This window comes from Agrobacterium sp. InxBP2 (assembly GCF_026191755.1).
Lineage (GTDB): Bacteria > Pseudomonadota > Alphaproteobacteria > Rhizobiales > Rhizobiaceae > Agrobacterium > Agrobacterium pusense.
Genome location: NZ_JAINDY010000033.1, coordinates 706,126 through 723,668, shown reverse-complemented (window position 1 = coordinate 723,668; position 17,543 = coordinate 706,126). Strand labels below are relative to the sequence as shown.

Below are 17,543 nucleotides of genomic sequence, written 5' to 3'. Positions count from 1 at the left end.
CTCGGTAAAGATGGCCTGTCAGCCAGCGGGGCTGAAATCGAAGTAACCGCAGACCGGCACGTGGTCGGATGGTTTTTCCCACGCACGCACATGTTTTTCGATGCTGACCGATTCCAGCCTGTCGGCCGCTTCGGCTGACAGCATCAGATGGTCGATGCGGATGCCGTTATTTTTCGGCCATGCGCCGGCCTGATAATCCCAGAAGGAATATAGTCCTGCTTCATCCGTCGTCGCACGTGCGGCATCGGTAAAGCCAAGGTTCTCCAGCTTGCGGAAGGCTGCGCGGGTCTTCGGCAGAAACAGCGCGTCACCTTCCCACACGCGGGGGTCGTGACAATCGAACGGTTCCGGAATGACGTTGTAGTCCCCCGCGAGGATCAGCGGCTCCTCGAACGCGAGGCGATCTTCGGCAAAGCGCCGCAGCCGCTCCATCCAGGCGAGCTTGTAGGGATATTTGACCGGATCGTCAGGCGGATTGCCATTCGGCAGGTAAAGCGAGCAGACGCGGATGGCGCCACCGTCGACGGAAAACACGCCTTCGATGAAACGCGCCTGCTCATCGGCATCATCACCCGGCAGGCCACGATTGACCTCATCGGGCTTCACCTTAGAGAGCAGGGCGACGCCGTTGAAGCCTTTCTGGCCGTGGGTCTCGATGTGATAACCAAGCGCCTCAATCTCCAGCCGCGGAAACCCCTCATCGACCGACTTGATCTCCTGAAGGCAGACGATATCAGGCGAAGAATCCTTCAGCCACTGGCAGAGGTTTTCGATGCGCGCCTTGACGCCGTTGATGTTCCAGGTGGCAATCTTCATCGGAGTTTCCCTTTTGTGAGGGTACTTTTACCCGATGCAAAAGCGATTGCCACCGTTTTTGGAAGGTGGTGGCGAGGATGTGGTGGATAGAGGCGAGGTTGGTAGAGTGAACTAGGCCGCGAAGTCAGCGTCATGTCTCTACCCCCTCATTCCTGTGCTTGTTACAGGAATCCAGCCGACGCGCGTCTGCGCGGCGGGGAGACAGGGATGAGGCAGGAGAGGGACGCGGATCACCTCAAAGCTGAGAGCATTGAGGCAGAGCCGCAGACCGTTTCACTCAGATCGAGAAGCTGGTGCCGCAGCCGCAGCTTGCCACGGCATTGGGGTTCTTGATCTGGAAGGACTGGCCGAGCAGATTATCGACGAAGTCGATTTCAGAGCCCGCCATATAGACGACCGAAAGGCTGTCGATCAGCACCTTGGCATCACCGCGCGCAATCACGATGTCGTCATCGGCGGGGTCTTCGGCCAGATCGAACTTGTAGGAGAAGCCAGAGCAGCCGCCGCCTTCGACGGAGACGCGCAGCGCCTGTTTGCCGGCGTCGGCGGCGACGATCTGGGCGATTCGCTTTGCCGCTGCTTCCGAAAGGGTAATGTCGCTGTTTTCCATGTCGTTCCTCCTGCCGGGGTCAAGAACCGGAGAGCAATAATCTCGTTATCACTATTATAAACCGGTCAAATTAACGGTCTATAGCCTGTGTGAGGGCGTCTGCGCGGCGATGATGCTTTGCGCTGACCTCTGCGATAGGTATGAAGGGTGAATGAAAAGGTCAATGGCCGAGACCAAAAGGAAGTCACAGTCAAGGTCATGGCCGACAAGACAACAGGTGGATGCATGATCATAGACCAGCGCGCATTGGGTTTCGGAAGTGGGGAGAGGGCGGTTTTCGCCTCGGATCCATGGACGACGCGCGGGCGTTTGTTTCCGGAAGAAGGAAGCCTGACGCGTTCCGAATTCCAGCGTGACCGGGACCGCATCGTCCACACGACAGCCTTTCGTCGCCTGAAGCACAAGACGCAGGTCTTCATCAGCCCTGACGGCGATCATTACCGCACGCGGCTTACCCACACCATTGAGGTCGCGCAGATCGCCCGGGCGCTCGCCCGCGCGCTGAGGCTGGACGAGGATCTGGCCGAGGGCGTGGCGCTGGTGCATGATTTCGGCCACACGCCTTTCGGCCATACCGGCGAAGACGCGCTCGATGCGGTGCTGCTGCCCTATGGCGGGTTTGACCACAATGCACAGTCGCTGCGTATCGTCACCAAGCTGGAGCGCCGCTACGCCGAATATGACGGCATCAACCTGACCTGGGAAACGCTGGAAGGTCTCGTCAAGCATAATGGCCCCCTGGTGAACGCGAAGGGTGAGGGGATCAAGGGGCCGGTTCCGCTGCCCATCCTCGAATATTGCGAGTTGCAGGATCTCGAGATCGGCAGCTATGCCAGCCTTGAGGCGCAGGTGGCGGCGATTGCCGATGACATCGCTTACAATACCCACGATATCGATGACGGTCTGCGCGCCGGTTATCTCACCTTCGAGATGCTGGAGGAGGTGCCATTCCTCAGCGGCCTGATGGCGCAGGTGCGGGCGAAATATCCCGTGCTCGACAAGGAACGTTTCGCCAACGAGATCATGCGCCGCCAGATCACTCACATGGTTGAGGATGTGATCGGCGTGGCGCAGCAAAATCTTGCCCGGCTGAAGCCGCAGCGGGCTGCCGACATCAGGGCCGCCGATTTTACCGTCGCGACGTTCTCGCCCGAGATGGCCGAGACCGACCGGCAGATCAAGAAGCTGCTGTTTGCCCATATCTACCGGCACCCGGACATCATGCGCATCCGCGCCGGCGCGACGCAGATCGTCACCGATCTTTTCCACCGATATATGGAAACGCCAGCGGAAATGCAGAGCCACTACTGGGTAGACAGCATTTCCGGCATGAGCGTGGCCGCAAAAGCCCGGCATGTGGGCGACTATCTGGCCGGCATGACCGACAGTTATGCACTGCGCGCCCACCAGCGGCTGTTTGACCACACCCCCGATTTGAGATAGGGCAGCGGGCGATCGCGAAGCCGACCGGCTAAAATACCGGACATGAACAGAAGCCCTTCGCGCAGGTTGGAACGATGAACATTTTTGCCGATTTCGATACCAGGATCAAAAACGCGCTCGAGACCCTCGACCTCGTGAAAGAGAACCGCGAAAAGGTCGATTTCAGTCGAATTACCGTCGAATCCCCGCGTGATCTCAGCCACGGCGATGTCGCAACCAATGCCGCCATGGTGCTGGCGAAACCGCTCGGCACCAATCCGCGCGCCCTGGCCGAACTCATCGTGCCGGCGCTTCAGGCGGATGGCGATGTCGATAGCGTCAATGTCGCGGGTCCCGGCTTTATCAATCTCAAGGTGTCGGTTGGTTACTGGCAGCGTCTGCTGGCAGATATGATCAACCAGGGTATCGATTTCGGCCGCTCCACCATCGGTGCGGGCCAGAAGATCAACGTCGAATATGTCTCGGCCAACCCGACCGGCCCGATGCATGTCGGCCATTGCCGTGGCGCCGTGGTCGGCGACACGTTGGCGAACCTGCTCGCATTTGCTGGTTACGGCGTCACAAAGGAATATTACATCAACGATGCCGGCTCGCAGATCGATGTGCTGGCACGTTCGGTGTTCCTGCGGTATCGCGAGGCGCTCGGCGAAGATATCGGCACCATCCCGTCCGGTCTCTATCCAGGTGACTACCTCGTTCCCGTCGGCCAGGCGCTGGCCGATGAATATGGCATCAAGCTGCGCGCCATGCCTGAAGAGAAGTGGATGCCTATCGTCAAGGACAAGGCGATCGACGCGATGATGGCGATGATCCGCGAGGATCTGGCGCTTCTCAACGTCCGGCACGACGTGTTCTTCTCGGAGCGCACGCTGCATGAGGGCAATGGCGGGCCGATCCTCTCGGCCATCAACGACCTCACCTTCAAGGGCCATGTCTACAAGGGCACGCTGCCGCCGCCGAAGGGCGAATTGCCTGATGACTGGGAAGACCGCGAACAGACGCTGTTCCGCTCCACCGAAGTGGGCGACGATATGGACCGCGCGCTGATGAAGTCGGACGGTTCCTACACCTATTTCGCCGCCGACGTCGCCTATTTCAAGAACAAGTTCGACCGTGGTTTTTCCGAGATGATCTATGTGCTCGGCGCCGACCATGGCGGTTACGTCAAGCGTCTGGAAGCCGTCGCGCGCGCCGTCTCCGAGGGCAAGTCGAAGCTGACGGTTCTTCTGTGCCAGCTCGTCAAGCTGTTCCGCGACGGTGAGCCGGTGAAGATGTCGAAGCGCTCCGGCGACTTCGTGACCCTGCGCGACGTTGTCGACGAAGTGGGTCGCGATCCGGTGCGATTCATGATGCTTTATCGGAAGAATTCCGAGCCGCTGGACTTCGATTTTGCAAAAGTGACCGAACAATCGAAGGATAATCCGGTCTTTTACGTGCAATATGCGCATGCCCGCTCAATGTCGATCTTCCGGCAGGCGCAGGAAGCGTTTCCGGGGCTTTCTCCTTCGGCTGAGGAGATGGCGGCATCTGTATATTTGATCAGCGATATCAATGAGTTGCAGGTGGTTGCAAAACTCGCGGAATATCCGCGCCTGATCGAATCCGCGGCCCTTTCGCATGAGCCGCACCGGCTTGCTTTTTACCTCTATGATCTCGCCAGTTCCTTCCATGGACACTGGAACAAGGGTAAAGACCATCAGGAATTACGTTTTATTAACGATAAAAACCGAGAATTGAGCATTGCCAGACTTGGGCTGGTGAATGCTGTCGCGAATGTTCTGAGGTCTGGACTGACGCTTTTAGGAGCGGACGCACCTGACGAAATGCGATAACATCTCACCATTATTTGCTCACAATACGCTGGCAAGAGCTGCAATGCGTAGATGGTGGAACACGTAATGGTCGAAAAAAATGTCGCGTATAACCGGGACGCCCGGTCCGAAGGCTTCGCTGACAACGATCCTCTGGCAGAACTGGCGCGTATCGTCGGCTTCGAAGATCGTCCTTCGCATGCGGGTTCCGAAGCTGCGCCACGCGCTGTCTCACCGGTTGCCCGCCGCGAACCCGAATTTAATCTCGAGGACGAGCTGCTTCGGGAATTCGAGGTTTACGATGCGCCGCATGCCGATCCGATCGTTCTTGATCCGGCAAACGATGTTCGTGCAGGCATCCATCCAAGCGATTTCATGCAGCGGGTCGAATCCGTTTTCGCTCGCCGCGAGCCCGAACTTGCGCCGGCAGCTGAACCGGAACCAGAGGTGACATTCGCTCCCGAAGCAGCGGAAGAGCTGCTTCCAGAGGTCAATGAGGCCTATATCCACAATTACGTCGAAACCCCCACGCAGGATATCCGGGCGGATTTCCGCGATGATGCCGGCGCGGTGGCTGAAGTTTTCGATGTGCATTCGCGCCAGGCGCGTCCTGCCGAGCCGATGGTCTACGAGCAGGCTGCCTCACAGGTGGCATGGGAGGAGCCGCAGGCCGCGGAACCCGTCCAGCCGGAATGGCACGCCATGCCGGAGCTTCCGGCAGATGTCTCCAGCAATATTGCTGCCGCCGCTTATGCTGCTACACCGGAGTCACAGAGCCTCGATCTCGCCGATGAAGTGGAAATCGCCGTCGCCGAACAGGCGCCTGCTCCGATTTCCGTTCGTCCGCCATCGCATGGCGGCCGGTCTTCGCTGGAATTTTCGAGCCTGCGGTTGCCGCTTGCCAATTTCGGCGCCCGCCGCGATGTTTCGGCTGCCGACCCGAAGCGGGTTGAGCCGCGCTCCGAACGGCAGCCTGCCGCGGCCCGGGTAGAGCCGCAGGTCGAAGCCGCTCCCGTGCCTGCCGTCGTCCAGGCGGAAGAGACCGCGCCATCCTTCACGCCTTCGGTCGCCGAGGTCTTTACGCCTGCCGCAGAGCCTCTGACGGTTGAGGCTGCCGAGAAGCCGGCGGCGAAACATCTCTCGCCGATGGACGAGTTGATTTACGACGTCGCGAAATATTCCATTCCCGGTCGCGGTGAGGCGCCGCTCGTGCAGGCGGTCCCCGCAGCGCAGGCTGCCAAGGTTGAACCGCCCGTGGTTACTGCCGCTCCGGTCAAGGCAGCGCCGGTTGCCGATGCAGCGCCCGCAGCACCCGCCGAGGAGCTTGATTTCGCCGGCTTCAACGATGATGATTTCGAGCTTGCGCTTGACGATCTCGATCTCGATCTGGATCTGTCCGACATCGCTGAAGCGGAGGTCGCGCCAGCGCCTGCACCGCAGCCGGTTCGCCAGCATCCGGCCGCGCCGGTGGCCGTTCAGGCACCCGCACCGCAGCCGGTGAAGGTGCAGCCCGCACCGCAGCCCCGGCCTGCGCCCGTTGTCGCACCTGTTGCTGCCGTTGCCGCCGCACCCGTTGCTGCCGCTCCCGTTCAGCCGCGCCCGGCCGCTCCCCATCCTGTCGCGCCACAGACGCTGGAAAGCCTGCCTTTCGATCCCTCGCAGATCGGTGAGACGGAAGAGCATCCGGAAACCATCGTCGAGATGGATGTACCGGAACTGCCGGTTGGCGTTTTCGAGCCGAAGCCGGCTCCCCGCCGTCATGAGGAAGACCTCGACATCGACACCGAGCTTGCGACGCTGTTTGCTCCTGCTGTTGCCGGTGGTCTCGACCGCCACAAGCACGCGGAAAACCGCGGAGCTGCCCAGGCTCGTCCTGTTCAGGCTCCGGAAGAGGCCGACGAGTTCGAACGGGCGCTGGAAGAGGATTTCCGCCGCTCCATGCAGGAGGCTGCCGCTTCCCGTGGCAATGCGCCTCGCGAGCCCGAAAATACGTACGTCGACAATCAGGCTGCTTATCGTGACGAGGATGAACGCGGCGGTCGCCGCTGGATCATGCCGGTTGCGGCTGCCATCGGCCTGGTGCTGATCGGCGGCGGTGTTTACGCGCTGGTTTCCGGCGGTTCGTCGAGCACCGGTTCCAATGGCGCGCCGGTCATCATCTCCGCCGATAACGATCCGATGAAGGTCGTGCCGGAAAATCCGGGCGGTCGTGTCGTGCCCAATCAGGACAAGGCGGTTTATGATCGCGTTGCCGGCGGCAGTGCTGCCGATCCGAAGCAGCCGGCGCTGATTTCCAGCAACGAACAGCCCGTGGACGTGGTTCAGCGGACTCTGATCCCCGAACAATTGCCACTGGAAGGCGAAAACGACGCCGATATGGAAGCCGCTGGCACGCCGGTTGGCGAGACCGAGGATCCGCGCCTGCTTTCGCCGGAAGAAAAGGCCGCACAGAACGAAGGTTCGGCCGCGACCGGCGTTTCCCCGCGCAAGGTCCGCACCATGATCGTCAAGCCTGACGGCACGCTTGTCGCACAGGAAGTCGAGGTGCCGGCAGCCCAGCCGCCGAAGGCTGACAAGGTCGAGGAACTTGCTGCGCCGCAGACCGCCAAGCCGGGTGAGGGCGCTCCCGCCGTCATCGCCGCATCGCGGGTTCCGGTCGCGCCGGAACAGGCTCAGCCGCAGGCCAACACGCCTGCCGCCACCAAGCCGGCTGCGCAGTCCGCCGCGCCGCTTCCGGCAACACGTCCGTCCTCGCAGCCCGCAAACGTCGTGGCGACGGTGACCAATCAGGGCAATGTTCGTCCGACGACGACTGCGCCTGCTCAGCCGCAGGCTGCGCAGCAGCAGACCGCAGCCGCTACACCGGCTGCGACCGGCACGCCGTCCGCCGGTGGCTACTATATCCAGATCGCGTCGCTGCCGAGCCAGGCGGAAGCGCAGAAGTCCTACCAGAACATGTCGGCCAAGTTCGGCTCGGTCATCGGTGGACGCGGCGTCGACATCAAGGCTGCCGAAATCGTCGGCAAGGGCACCTTCTACCGCGTCCGTATCCCGGCCGGTGACAAGAACGAAGCCGTGGCGCTGTGCGAAAAGTTCCGTTCGGCCGGTGGCAGCTGCCTGGTGGCGCGGTGATAGCGGGCAATAAGGCTTCGTAACGATCAGGGCTGCCGAGTGGGGCAGCCCTTGGCATATTCGGACCTTCCGGCAAACTCTACGTCATCCTCGGGCTTGACCCGAGGATACACGGCCGCCGGAATGGATCCTCGGGTCAAGCCCGAGGATGACGCGGAGAAATTACCGGACCTCTCCGCAGTCTCGGTGGCTAAAGGCCATTCTTCCCTTACCCCTTTTTGTTCTCAGACAGGCGTGACACCATGACCGATTGCAAAGCTATGATCCTCGGATGCAGCGGGCTTTCGCTGACTGCCGACGAGATTGCCCTTTACCGCGATGAGCAGCCCTGGGGTTTCATCCTGTTCGGGCGCAATATTGGCGAGCCGCAGCAGATCACCGATCTCGTCGCCGCCATGCGCGATGCCGTCGGGCGGGCAGATGCGCCGGTGCTGATCGATCAGGAGGGCGGACGGGTTCAGCGTATCAAGCCGCCGATCCTGCAGGCTTATCCGAATGCCCGCATTCTCGGTGAAATCTATGAGCGCGACCGGGGTGCCGGTCTGCGTGCCGCCTGGCTGATGTCGCGACTGCACGCGTTTGACCTGATGAAATTCGGCATCAATGTCGATTGCCTGCCGGTGCTCGACGTGCCGGTGGAAGGCGCCAGCAATGTCATCGGCAACCGTGCCTATGGCTATACGCCGACCATGGTGGCCGAGATGGGGCAGGCGGCGGCCGACGGGCTGAAGGCGGGTGGCATGCTGCCTGTCATGAAACATATGCCGGGTCATGGTCGCGGCATGGTGGATTCGCATCATGAACTGCCGGTGGTCGACGTGCCGCTCGATGAGCTGGATGCGCATGACTTCGTGCCCTTCCGGGCACTGAACCGCGAATTGATGGCGATGAGCGCGCATCTGGTGTTCAACGCCGTCGACCGCGAACGGCCGGCGACGACATCACCGAAGGTGATCGAGGAGATTATTCGCGGGCGGATCGGATTTGACGGCCTGCTGATGTCCGACGACAGTTCGATGAACGCGTTGAAGGGCACGCTGGGTGAAAGAGCTGCGAATATTGTTGCTGGCGGCTGCGATATAGTCTTGCATTGCAACGGCGTGATGGGTGAAATGCTCGAGGTTGTGAAAGAGGTTCCCGTTCTTTCCGGCCGGTCGCTGGAGCGGGTGCGGGCAGTTGAAGCGGGTTTCCCGACTGCGGACCCATCCGACGAAGCGGAACTGAGAGCCGAATTCAACGCCATGTGGGCCGTTTCCTGACAGTCGGGCGGCCGCTCACTCGGGATCAAGGCCGGAAGCTCCGGCGGATGGAACGATGGCCGCAGACAAATCTCGCAATTCGACACCGATGGACAAGCTCTGGCAGGATGTGACGCCGGAGCGGCTGACGGGCGAGGCCGGACTGGTCATCGATGTCGCGGGTTTCGAAGGCCCGCTTGATCTCCTGCTGCATCTTGCCCGCACGCAGAAGGTGGACCTGTCGCGCATTTCAGTGCTGGCGCTTGCCGAGCAATATCTGCAATTCGTGGAAAGCGCGCGGCGCGTGCGTATCGAGTTGGCGGCCGATTATCTGGTCATGGCCGCGTGGCTCGCCTTCCTCAAGTCCAAGCTTCTCATTCCGCAGCAATCCAAGGATGACGGCCCCTCGGGTGAGGAAATGGCCGCAACCCTTGCCTTCCGGCTGAAGCGGCTGGAAGCGATGCGCGAGGCGGCGGAACGCCTCGTCAACCGCGCCCAGCTCGGCCGCGATGTATTTGCCCGCGGCGCGCCGGAGCATATTCCGCACATCAACCGCTCTGCCTACGAGGCGAGCCTTTATGACCTGCTCAGCGCCTACGCCAATCTGCGGCAGAGACAGGCGATCACCCAGGTCACCATTGAAAAACGGCAGGTCTGGTCGCTGGTCGAGGCGCGGGAGCTTTTAACCGGTCTCCTCGGCGATGTCGGAGAATGGACCGCGCTCGATCAATATCTGCTGCAATATGTCCCCGATCCCGCGATGCGGGTGACGGCGATCGCCAGCGCCTTTGCCGCGTCACTGGAACTTGTGCGCGAGGGTACGCTGCAAATCCGGCAGGAGGGCGCTTTCCAGCCCATCTATATGCGCCGTGGCACGAGGGATGATCGTGCGGCGGTCGCCGAGAGGACTGACAATGACTGACAATGATGAGACAGCCGAGGCGACGATCGCGACGGATGGGGTGGGACTAGAACCCACGGTATTTTCCGAGCGCCAGTTGAAAGAGGCCGAGCGGATCGCCGAGGCTTTGGTTTTCGCCTCGGCCGAGCCCGTCTCTCCGGGTTTCATTGCGGAGCGCCTGCCGCGCGGCATGGATGTCGACGCCGTTCTTCAGCATCTGAAAGCCGCCTATGCGGGCCGGGGCGTCAATCTCGTGCAGGTGGGCGGGCAATGGGCTTTCCGCACTGCCGGCGATCTTTCTTTCGTCATCCGCGCCGAGGAAAAGGAACCCAAGAAGCTCTCTCGCGCGGCGCTGGAAGTCCTGGCGATCATCGCATATCATCAGCCGGTGACACGCGCTGAAATCGAGGAAATCCGCGGTGTTCAGACCTCACGCGGCACGCTTGACGTCTTGATGGAGGCGGGCTGGGTCCGGTTCCGTGGCCGCAGGCGCACACCCGGCAGGCCGGTGACGATCGGTACCACGGTTGAGTTTCTCGACCATTTCGGCCTCGAGGAATTGCGCGACCTGCCGGGGCTCGAGGAGCTGAAGGGAGCAGGGCTGCTTTCCGGCCGCATACCTTCCAATTTCGGCGTGCCCCTGCCGATGATGAGTGACGAATTGCGTGAGGATGAAGACCCGATCACGCAACTTGATCTGGAAGAGCTGGGCCTGCTTGCGCCTAGTGGTGGCGACGGCGACGATTGAGATCGTTATCGCGCGGGCGACACGACGCAAAAACTTTATGCTCACACCCTGTTGAAGCGGCAATTTGTTGTTTGAAAAAGCCTTTCAAACGTCTTACATCGTCTGAAAGCGAAATTCAGGAGTTTCAGTTATGGGTTCTTTTAGTGTGTGGCATTGGCTCATCGTGCTGGTGATTGTTCTCGTCCTTTTCGGACGCGGCAAGATCCCGGAATTGATGGGCGATGTCGCCAAGGGCATCAAGAGCTTCAAGAAGGGCATGGCTGACGAAGACCAGACGCCGCCGCCGGCCGATGCCAACACGAAGACCGTCGACCACAAGGCTGACGAGATCAAGTAAGCGGCCCTGCCGTTTGGTTTGAGACTGACGCGCGTTAGGGTCTCGGGAGCATATTGATGTTTGATATCGGCTGGAGCGAGCTGCTGGTGATTGCGGTCGTACTGATCGTGGTTGTCGGGCCGAAAGACTTGCCGCCCATGATCCGCGCCTTTGGCAAGACCATGGCTGGCCTTCGCAAGATGGCGGGGGATTTCCGTACCCAGTTCGATGAGGCTCTCAAAGAGGCCGACATGGACGATGTGCGCCAGACCATATCGGATGTCCGCAATCTCAACCCGACCAACTCGCTGCGTGATGCGATGAACCCGCTTCGCCAGCTCGGCAACGAGATCAAGTCCGATCTTCAGAAGGCGACCACGCCGCCTGAGGGCCTGTCATCCTCGCCTGCTACGTCGACCGCCGCACCGGCGACCAGTGAGCCGGTTGCACCGCTCGTCAGCATTCCCGAGCCTGAGATGAAGCTGCCGAATACCCCGCCCGTGACTGCCAGCGCCCCCGTTGCGGCACCGGTCGCGCCGGCGGAAAAGCCGAAGCGTGCCCGGGCTAAATCGATTGCGACCGTCGAGGCGGAAGCGGTTGCCGCCAGGCCGAAACGCGCCAGCCGCGCCAAAGCGGTCGCGGCGTCCGAACCCGTTGCTGTCAATTCCACGGAGACTTCAGCAGCAAAGCCGACCGTAAAAGCCGTCGCGAGAAAAGCGGCCGCCAGGAAGGTCGCGGCTGAAAAGCCTGTCGTGGCCGCCGATGCCAAGCCGGTGAAGCCGGCGAGAACCAAGGCTGCAAAGCCCAAAAAGGATGAAGCATGAGCGGGGACATCGAGGACAAGCCGCAGCCGCTTATCGAACATCTGATGGAACTGCGCACACGGCTGATTTGGTCGCTGGGTGCGTTCTTCGTTGCCTTCATCGCCTGTTTTGCCGTTGCCAAGCATCTCTTCAACCTGCTTGTCATTCCCTATAAGTGGGCGGTTCTCTGGGCTGGCCTTGATGTGACGAAGTCGTCGCTGATCTATACCGCGCCGCAGGAATTCTTCTTCACGCAGATCAAGGTCGCCATGTTTGGCGCGATGGTCATCTCCTTTCCGGTGATCGCCTCGCAGCTTTATAAATTCGTGGCACCCGGCCTCTACAAGAACGAGCGCGCCGCTTTCCTGCCCTTCCTCGTCGCATCGCCGATCCTGTTCCTCATCGGAGCAGCGCTCGTCTATTTCTTCTTCACGCCCATGGTCATGTGGTTCTTCCTTGCCATGCAGCAATTGCCAGAAGATGGCGAGGTTGCGATTTCGCTGATGCCGAAGGTGTCGGAATATCTGAGCCTCATCATGACGCTGGTGCTGTCCTTCGGCCTGGTGTTCCAGCTGCCCGTTGTCACGACGCTTCTGGCGCGCGTGGGCCTTCTGACCAGCGACTGGCTGCGTGAGAAGCGCAAGTTCGCGATTGTCATGGCCTTTGTGGTCGCCGCCGTGCTGACCCCGCCGGACCCGATGTCCCAGATCGGTCTTGCACTGCCTGCGATCATTCTCTACGAGATTTCCATCTACATGGCTCGACTCGTGGAGAGGAAGCGCGCTGCGGAATCCGCAAGCACGGAGCTGGAGGAGACCTGAGTTTTCGAAGGTCTCGCCGCTCAAGACATCTCCTCGCGCCGGGCTTCTGCCCGGCGTTTTGCTGTAAAACATCGGTGATGCAACAACGGTCTGGAACGACGATGCACGACATTAAATGGATACGTGAAAACCCCGAAGCTTTTGACGCGGCGCTCGCACGCCGTGGCGCGGAGCCTGCGGCCGCAGGTCTGATCGCGCTCGATGAAAAGCGCCGTTCCGTCATCCAGTCCCTGCAGGACATGCAGTCCCGCCGCAATGCCGCCTCCAAGGAAATCGGCGCCGCCATGGCGCAGAAGAACATGGAGCTTGCGGAAAAACTTAAAGCCGAGGTCGCCGACCTCAAGGACAAGATGCCGCGCGCCGAGGAGGAAGACCGTCAGGTCACCGCCGAGTTGAACGACGCCCTGTCGCGCCTGCCAAACATGCCCTTCGACGATGTGCCCGATGGCAAGGACGAGCATGACAATGTGGTGACCCGCGTCGTCGGCCAGAAGCCCGGCTGGAACCATGAGGCCAAGGAACATTTCGAAATCGGCGAAGCGCTTGGTTATATGGATTTCGAGCGGGCCGCCAAACTTTCGGGTTCGCGTTTCACCGTTCTCACCAGCCAGCTCGCGCGGCTGGAGCGGGCGCTCGGCCAGTTCATGATCGACCTGCACACCTCGGAACATGGCTATACCGAAGTTTCCTCGCCGCTGATGGTGCGCGACGAGGCGATGTTCGGCACCGGGCAATTGCCGAAATTCTCCGAGGACCTGTTCAAGACCACCGATGGCCGCTGGCTGATCCCGACGGCGGAGGTGACCCTGACCAACCTCGTGGCCGGCGAAATCCTCGAGCAGGAAAAGCTGCCCCTGCGTTTCACCGCACTCACACCGTCCTTCCGCTCGGAAGCGGGTTCGGCAGGCCGTGACACGCGCGGCATGTTGCGCCAGCACCAGTTCTGGAAGTGCGAGCTCGTCTCCATCACCGACGCGGAAAGCGCTGTCGCCGAGCATGAGCGCATGACGGCATGCGCCGAGGAGGTGCTGAAGCGGCTGGGCCTGCATTTCCGCACCATGACGCTCTGCACCGGTGACATGGGCTTTGGCGCGCGCAAGACCTACGATCTGGAAGTGTGGCTGCCCGGTCAGAATACCTATCGCGAAATCTCGTCCTGCTCGGTCTGCGGCGATTTCCAGGCGCGCCGCATGAATGCGCGCTATCGCGGCAAGGACGACAAGGCGACGAAGTTCGTGCACACGCTGAACGGTTCCGGCACGGCTGTCGGCCGTTGCCTGATCGCCGTACTCGAAAATTACCTGAACGACGATGGCTCTGTCACAATTCCTGATGTGCTGCTGCCCTATATGGGCGGTCTGACGCGGATCGAAAAGGCGGCTTGATTTCAAAGATGCCGACATGCCGGACTTGATCCGGCATCCATCCAGCCCAAGTCGTTGGGCTGAAAAGGACTATTCCCGTGGCGCAGACACGCGTCGACTGGATCCCGGCTCAAGGCCGGGATGACGGTTCGGGGAGTGTTCTGCCTGAGCAAAATGAAGAGCGGGAGGAAAACATGCGGATTTTGCTGACAAACGACGACGGTATCCACGCCGAAGGGCTGGCCGTGCTGGAGCGTATCGCTCGCACGCTCTCCGACGACGTCTGGATCGTCGCGCCGGAGACAGACCAGAGCGGGCTTGCTCACTCCCTGACGCTGTCCGAGCCGTTGCGTCTTCGCAAGGTTTCCGACAAGCATTTCGCTCTGCGCGGCACGCCGACTGATTGCGTTATCATGGGCATTCGCGAGGTTCTGCCGGAAAAGCCGGATCTCGTACTGTCAGGTGTCAATGCCGGCGCCAACATGGCCGATGACGTGACCTATTCCGGTACGATTGCCGGGGCCATTGAAGGCACGCTGCAGGGCGTGCGGTCTTTTGCGCTCAGCCAGGCCTTCAGCCATGCCGAAGGCCGCGTCGTGCCGTGGGAGGTGGCCGAGACCTATGCGCCCGATCTCATTCGCAAGCTCATCGATGTCGATCTGCCTGACGGCACCTTCCTCAATCTCAATTTTCCCAATTGCGCGCCAAAGGATGTGCAGGGCGTGTCCGTCACGGGGCAGGGCAAGCTCGATTTCGGCCTGACGGTGGAAGAACGCCAGGATGGCCGCGGTTTTCCCTATTACTGGCTGCGTTTCGGCGAACGCATGGGCACCTTCCGCGAAGGCACCGATATCCACGCCTTAAAGCATGGCAAGATTTCCGTCACGCCGCTGAAGCTTGACCTGACGGATTACACGGTGAAGGATCGGGTTGCGCAAGCGCTTGGATTCGGAGTCGCCGATTGAAATCTGCCATGGTCGAAAAGGAAGGTTTTGCAGCTCTCGTTCTGCGCTTGCGGGGCGAGGGGATTTCCGATCTCGACCTGCTGACGGCGGTTGAGCAGACGCCACGATCCAAATTCGTGCCGCCGCAATTTGCCGCCGACGCCTATTCCAGCCGCACCATCCCGATCGACTGCGGTTCCTTCATGGAAGGGGCCGACATGGCGGTGAAAATCCTTGCCCGCCTGCAGCTGAAACCCGGCCAGCGCGTGCTGGAAATCGGTACCGGCAGCGGTTTCATGACGGCGATCATTGCCCGCCGGGTGGAGCGCGTCTTTTCGCTGGAGCGGTACAAGACGCTGGTGCAGCAGGCGCAGAACTGTCTCGATGATCTTGCAATCCGCAACGTCGTCATCCGCCAGGCGGATGGCAGCAACGGCCTGGTGGGTGAGGGCACTTTTGACCGAATCGTTTCCACGGCGGCCTTCACCACCATGCCCCGTTTCTTTGCCGAGCAGATCGTTTCCGGCGGCATGATGATCGCGCCGATCATCGTTGAAGGTGATCGCTGCGTGATGACGCGCTTTTCCAAGACCGGCAGCCGCTTCGAGAAGGAAGAACTGTTCGAGGCGCCCTACCTGCCGCTCAGCACCCATATTGCGCGTCATTTGTGACAAAATGAAAATTTTCGAGACATTGTATTTTGGTCTCCTAATGTTCTGAATTTTCGCAAACATCTGATTTTAAGAGATTTTATTGTTTCGTCATGGCGCATCCTGTCTTCGTCATGGTTATCGAAGTGTCAAAAAAGCGCCAAACGGCTTAACGTTTTAACGGCGTGGTAACACTAACGCGCTTTAATCATAAACATCGACGCATGGTTTTCCCCACCTCGGGAAATGGGCCTTGCAAGAATTGAAATTTGTGCCGGATCGATCTCGATGCGGCGGGTTGGCGTCAGTGTAGATCGAGTCATGCGTATGAGACATTCGTCTAAAATCGGAAAATCAGTCGCAAAAATGTTCGCAGCGGCATTGCTGGCAAGCGTCGCAACGGGCTGTAGCTCGGATGCAACGCGGTTCAGCGGCCTCTTTTCCAGTGGACCGGATCAGATGACCACGGCGTCAATTCCTGCCCGTCAGGGCGGCGGTGCTTACGGGCAGGCCCCGGTTCCGCAGGGCGACATGAATGGCGGTTACGCCTCTGCCGCGCCACAGGGAGGTTATGCCAACCAGAACACGGCCGGCAATTCCTATCCGCAGCAATCGGGTGGTTACGGTGGCGTTCAGCCGTCCACGGCCCGTGCCTCGGCCTCGCCGGTGCAGCGTTCCGAGCTGTCCGCGCCGACAGCCGTGGCAAGCCGCGATCCGTCGACCCGCAACGAAGCCATGGCCCAGCCTTTCCCGTCCGCCCAGCCCAAGGCCGCGCCGTCTCTGGCAGCGCCCGCACGGCAGGCTGCCGCACCCGCCGCTGACAACCTGACCACCGCGACCGTTCGTTCCGACAAAAACGGCTGGCACACCGATGGCGCCGCCTCCGTGACCCTGCGTCCCGGCGAAAGCATCGCGACCCTCTCCAACCGCTACGGCGTTCCGGAAAAGGAACTGCTGCGGGTCAACGGCCTGAAGACCGCTTCCGCCGCGCAGGCCGGCCAGTCGATCCTCATTCCGAAGTTCGGCCAGGTCCGCAACGCCGCCAAGGATGCCGCCGGAGACATTGCGCTCAACCGCAATGGCGACCAGCCGACACCGCTGCGTGCGCCGGATGGAAACGTGGCCGTGCTGCCGTCGCAGGCCGCCGCCCGTGACAAGGTTTCTGCTGAAGCTGGCAAACTGACGCCTCCGGGCGGCAAGCCGCTGCCGCCTTCTGGTGGCTACAAGGTTCAGCCGGGCGACAGCCTCGCCAAGATCGCCCGTGCAAACGGCGTGTCGGTGGCTGCTCTCAAGGCGGCAAACGGTCTCGGCAACGAAAGCATCCGCGTCGGCCAGACGCTCAACATGCCGGGTGCTTCGACGGATGCCATCAAGACCGCTTCCGTTCCCGCCAAGGAAGCCGCAAAGCCCGTCGAAACCGCATCCGTCAAGCCGGAGCCCTATAAGGCGCCGGCAGCAGCCGCCGCTCCGGCTGCGCCCGCAACTCCGGCCACCGCCAGTGTCAGCGATATCGAGAAAAAGGCCGACATGGCGTCCGTCGCACCGGAATCCACCGGCATCGGCAAATATCGCTGGCCGGTGCGCGGCGCGGTCATCAATAATTTCGGTGACAATGTCGAAGGCAGCCGCAACGACGGCATCAACATTTCGGTTCCCGAGGGCACGCCGATCAAGGCCGCTGAAAACGGTGTCGTCATCTATGCCGGCAATGGCCTGAAGCAGCTCGGCAACACAGTTCTTGTCCGCCATGACGACGGCAAGGTCACGGTATATGGCAACGCTGCCAATCTCGACGTGCAGCGTGGCCAGAAGGTTCAGCGCGGCCAGACCATCGCCACCTCGGGCATGACCGGCAGCGCCAAACGTCCGCAGGTTCACTTCGAAGTTCGCAAGGATGCGACGCCGGTGAACCCATCCACTTTCCTTGAATAGGTATTGCGTCTCAA

15 protein-coding genes are annotated in these 17,543 nt (G+C 60.9%); 13 read left to right on the top strand and 2 right to left on the bottom strand.

Annotated elements, in window-relative coordinates:
* Positions 1 to 18: 18 nt before the first annotated feature.
* Both xth and erpA read right to left on the bottom strand, forming a co-directional pair.
* Positions 19 to 816 carry an exodeoxyribonuclease III gene (xth, locus tag K7A42_RS21415; RefSeq protein ID WP_072494442.1) on the bottom strand — a complete coding sequence of 266 codons (798 nt, stop codon included), beginning with the start codon at positions 814 to 816 and terminating at the stop codon, positions 19 to 21.
* Positions 817 to 1,093: 277 nt separating this feature from the next.
* The gene (gene erpA, locus K7A42_RS21410; protein ID WP_003515615.1) at positions 1,094 to 1,426 is read right to left on the bottom strand and encodes an iron-sulfur cluster insertion protein ErpA; all 333 of its coding nucleotides are present in this window, start codon (positions 1,424 to 1,426) and stop codon (positions 1,094 to 1,096) included.
* A gap of 225 nt (positions 1,427 to 1,651) precedes the next feature.
* Between erpA and K7A42_RS21405 the strand changes: the two genes are divergently transcribed.
* From K7A42_RS21405 to K7A42_RS21345, 13 genes are all read left to right on the top strand, one after another.
* Complete coding sequence (locus K7A42_RS21405; protein ID WP_174150975.1) at positions 1,652 to 2,869, top strand: deoxyguanosinetriphosphate triphosphohydrolase; 1,218 nt, start codon at positions 1,652 to 1,654, stop codon at positions 2,867 to 2,869.
* 74 nt (positions 2,870 to 2,943) lie between these two features.
* Positions 2,944 to 4,701 carry an arginine--tRNA ligase gene (gene argS / locus K7A42_RS21400; protein WP_282455813.1) on the top strand — a complete coding sequence of 586 codons (1,758 nt, stop codon included), beginning with the start codon at positions 2,944 to 2,946 and terminating at the stop codon, positions 4,699 to 4,701.
* A 66-nt stretch (positions 4,702 to 4,767) separates the two neighbouring features.
* A complete protein-coding gene (locus K7A42_RS21395) occupies positions 4,768 to 7,812 on the top strand; it encodes an SPOR domain-containing protein (protein WP_282455812.1) in 3,045 nt (1,014 codons plus the stop codon).
* A 242-nt stretch (positions 7,813 to 8,054) separates the two neighbouring features.
* Entirely contained in the window at positions 8,055 to 9,071 is a 1,017-nt protein-coding gene (gene nagZ, locus K7A42_RS21390; protein WP_022556274.1) for a beta-N-acetylhexosaminidase, read from the top strand.
* Positions 9,072 to 9,126: 55 nt separating this feature from the next.
* A complete protein-coding gene (locus K7A42_RS21385) occupies positions 9,127 to 9,972 on the top strand; it encodes a segregation and condensation protein A (RefSeq protein WP_034498970.1) in 846 nt (281 codons plus the stop codon).
* On the top strand, positions 9,965 to 10,699 hold the full coding sequence (scpB, locus tag K7A42_RS21380; RefSeq protein WP_282455811.1) for an SMC-Scp complex subunit ScpB: 735 nt from the start codon (positions 9,965 to 9,967) through the stop codon (positions 10,697 to 10,699). Before K7A42_RS21385 ends, scpB begins: the two co-directional genes overlap by 8 nt.
* Before the next feature lie 130 nt (positions 10,700 to 10,829).
* A complete protein-coding gene (locus K7A42_RS21375) occupies positions 10,830 to 11,036 on the top strand; it encodes a twin-arginine translocase TatA/TatE family subunit (protein WP_003509722.1) in 207 nt (68 codons plus the stop codon).
* A gap of 56 nt (positions 11,037 to 11,092) precedes the next feature.
* Entirely contained in the window at positions 11,093 to 11,839 is a 747-nt protein-coding gene (gene tatB, locus K7A42_RS21370) for a Sec-independent protein translocase protein TatB (protein ID WP_282455810.1), read from the top strand.
* Positions 11,836 to 12,639, top strand: a complete 804-nt coding sequence (gene tatC, locus K7A42_RS21365; protein ID WP_022556270.1) for a twin-arginine translocase subunit TatC — start codon at positions 11,836 to 11,838, stop codon at positions 12,637 to 12,639. The genes tatB and tatC overlap by 4 nt, the downstream gene beginning before the upstream one ends.
* A gap of 101 nt (positions 12,640 to 12,740) precedes the next feature.
* A complete protein-coding gene (gene serS, locus K7A42_RS21360) occupies positions 12,741 to 14,024 on the top strand; it encodes a serine--tRNA ligase (protein WP_112765867.1) in 1,284 nt (427 codons plus the stop codon).
* 173 nt (positions 14,025 to 14,197) lie between these two features.
* The gene (gene surE, locus K7A42_RS21355; protein WP_004442133.1) at positions 14,198 to 14,968 is read left to right on the top strand and encodes a 5'/3'-nucleotidase SurE; all 771 of its coding nucleotides are present in this window, start codon (positions 14,198 to 14,200) and stop codon (positions 14,966 to 14,968) included.
* The gene (locus tag K7A42_RS21350; protein WP_022556269.1) at positions 14,965 to 15,618 is read left to right on the top strand and encodes a protein-L-isoaspartate(D-aspartate) O-methyltransferase; all 654 of its coding nucleotides are present in this window, start codon (positions 14,965 to 14,967) and stop codon (positions 15,616 to 15,618) included. Before surE ends, K7A42_RS21350 begins: the two co-directional genes overlap by 4 nt.
* A gap of 345 nt (positions 15,619 to 15,963) precedes the next feature.
* Complete coding sequence (locus K7A42_RS21345) at positions 15,964 to 17,529, top strand: LysM peptidoglycan-binding domain-containing M23 family metallopeptidase (RefSeq protein ID WP_167497151.1); 1,566 nt, start codon at positions 15,964 to 15,966, stop codon at positions 17,527 to 17,529.
* Positions 17,530 to 17,543: the final 14 nt, after the last annotated feature.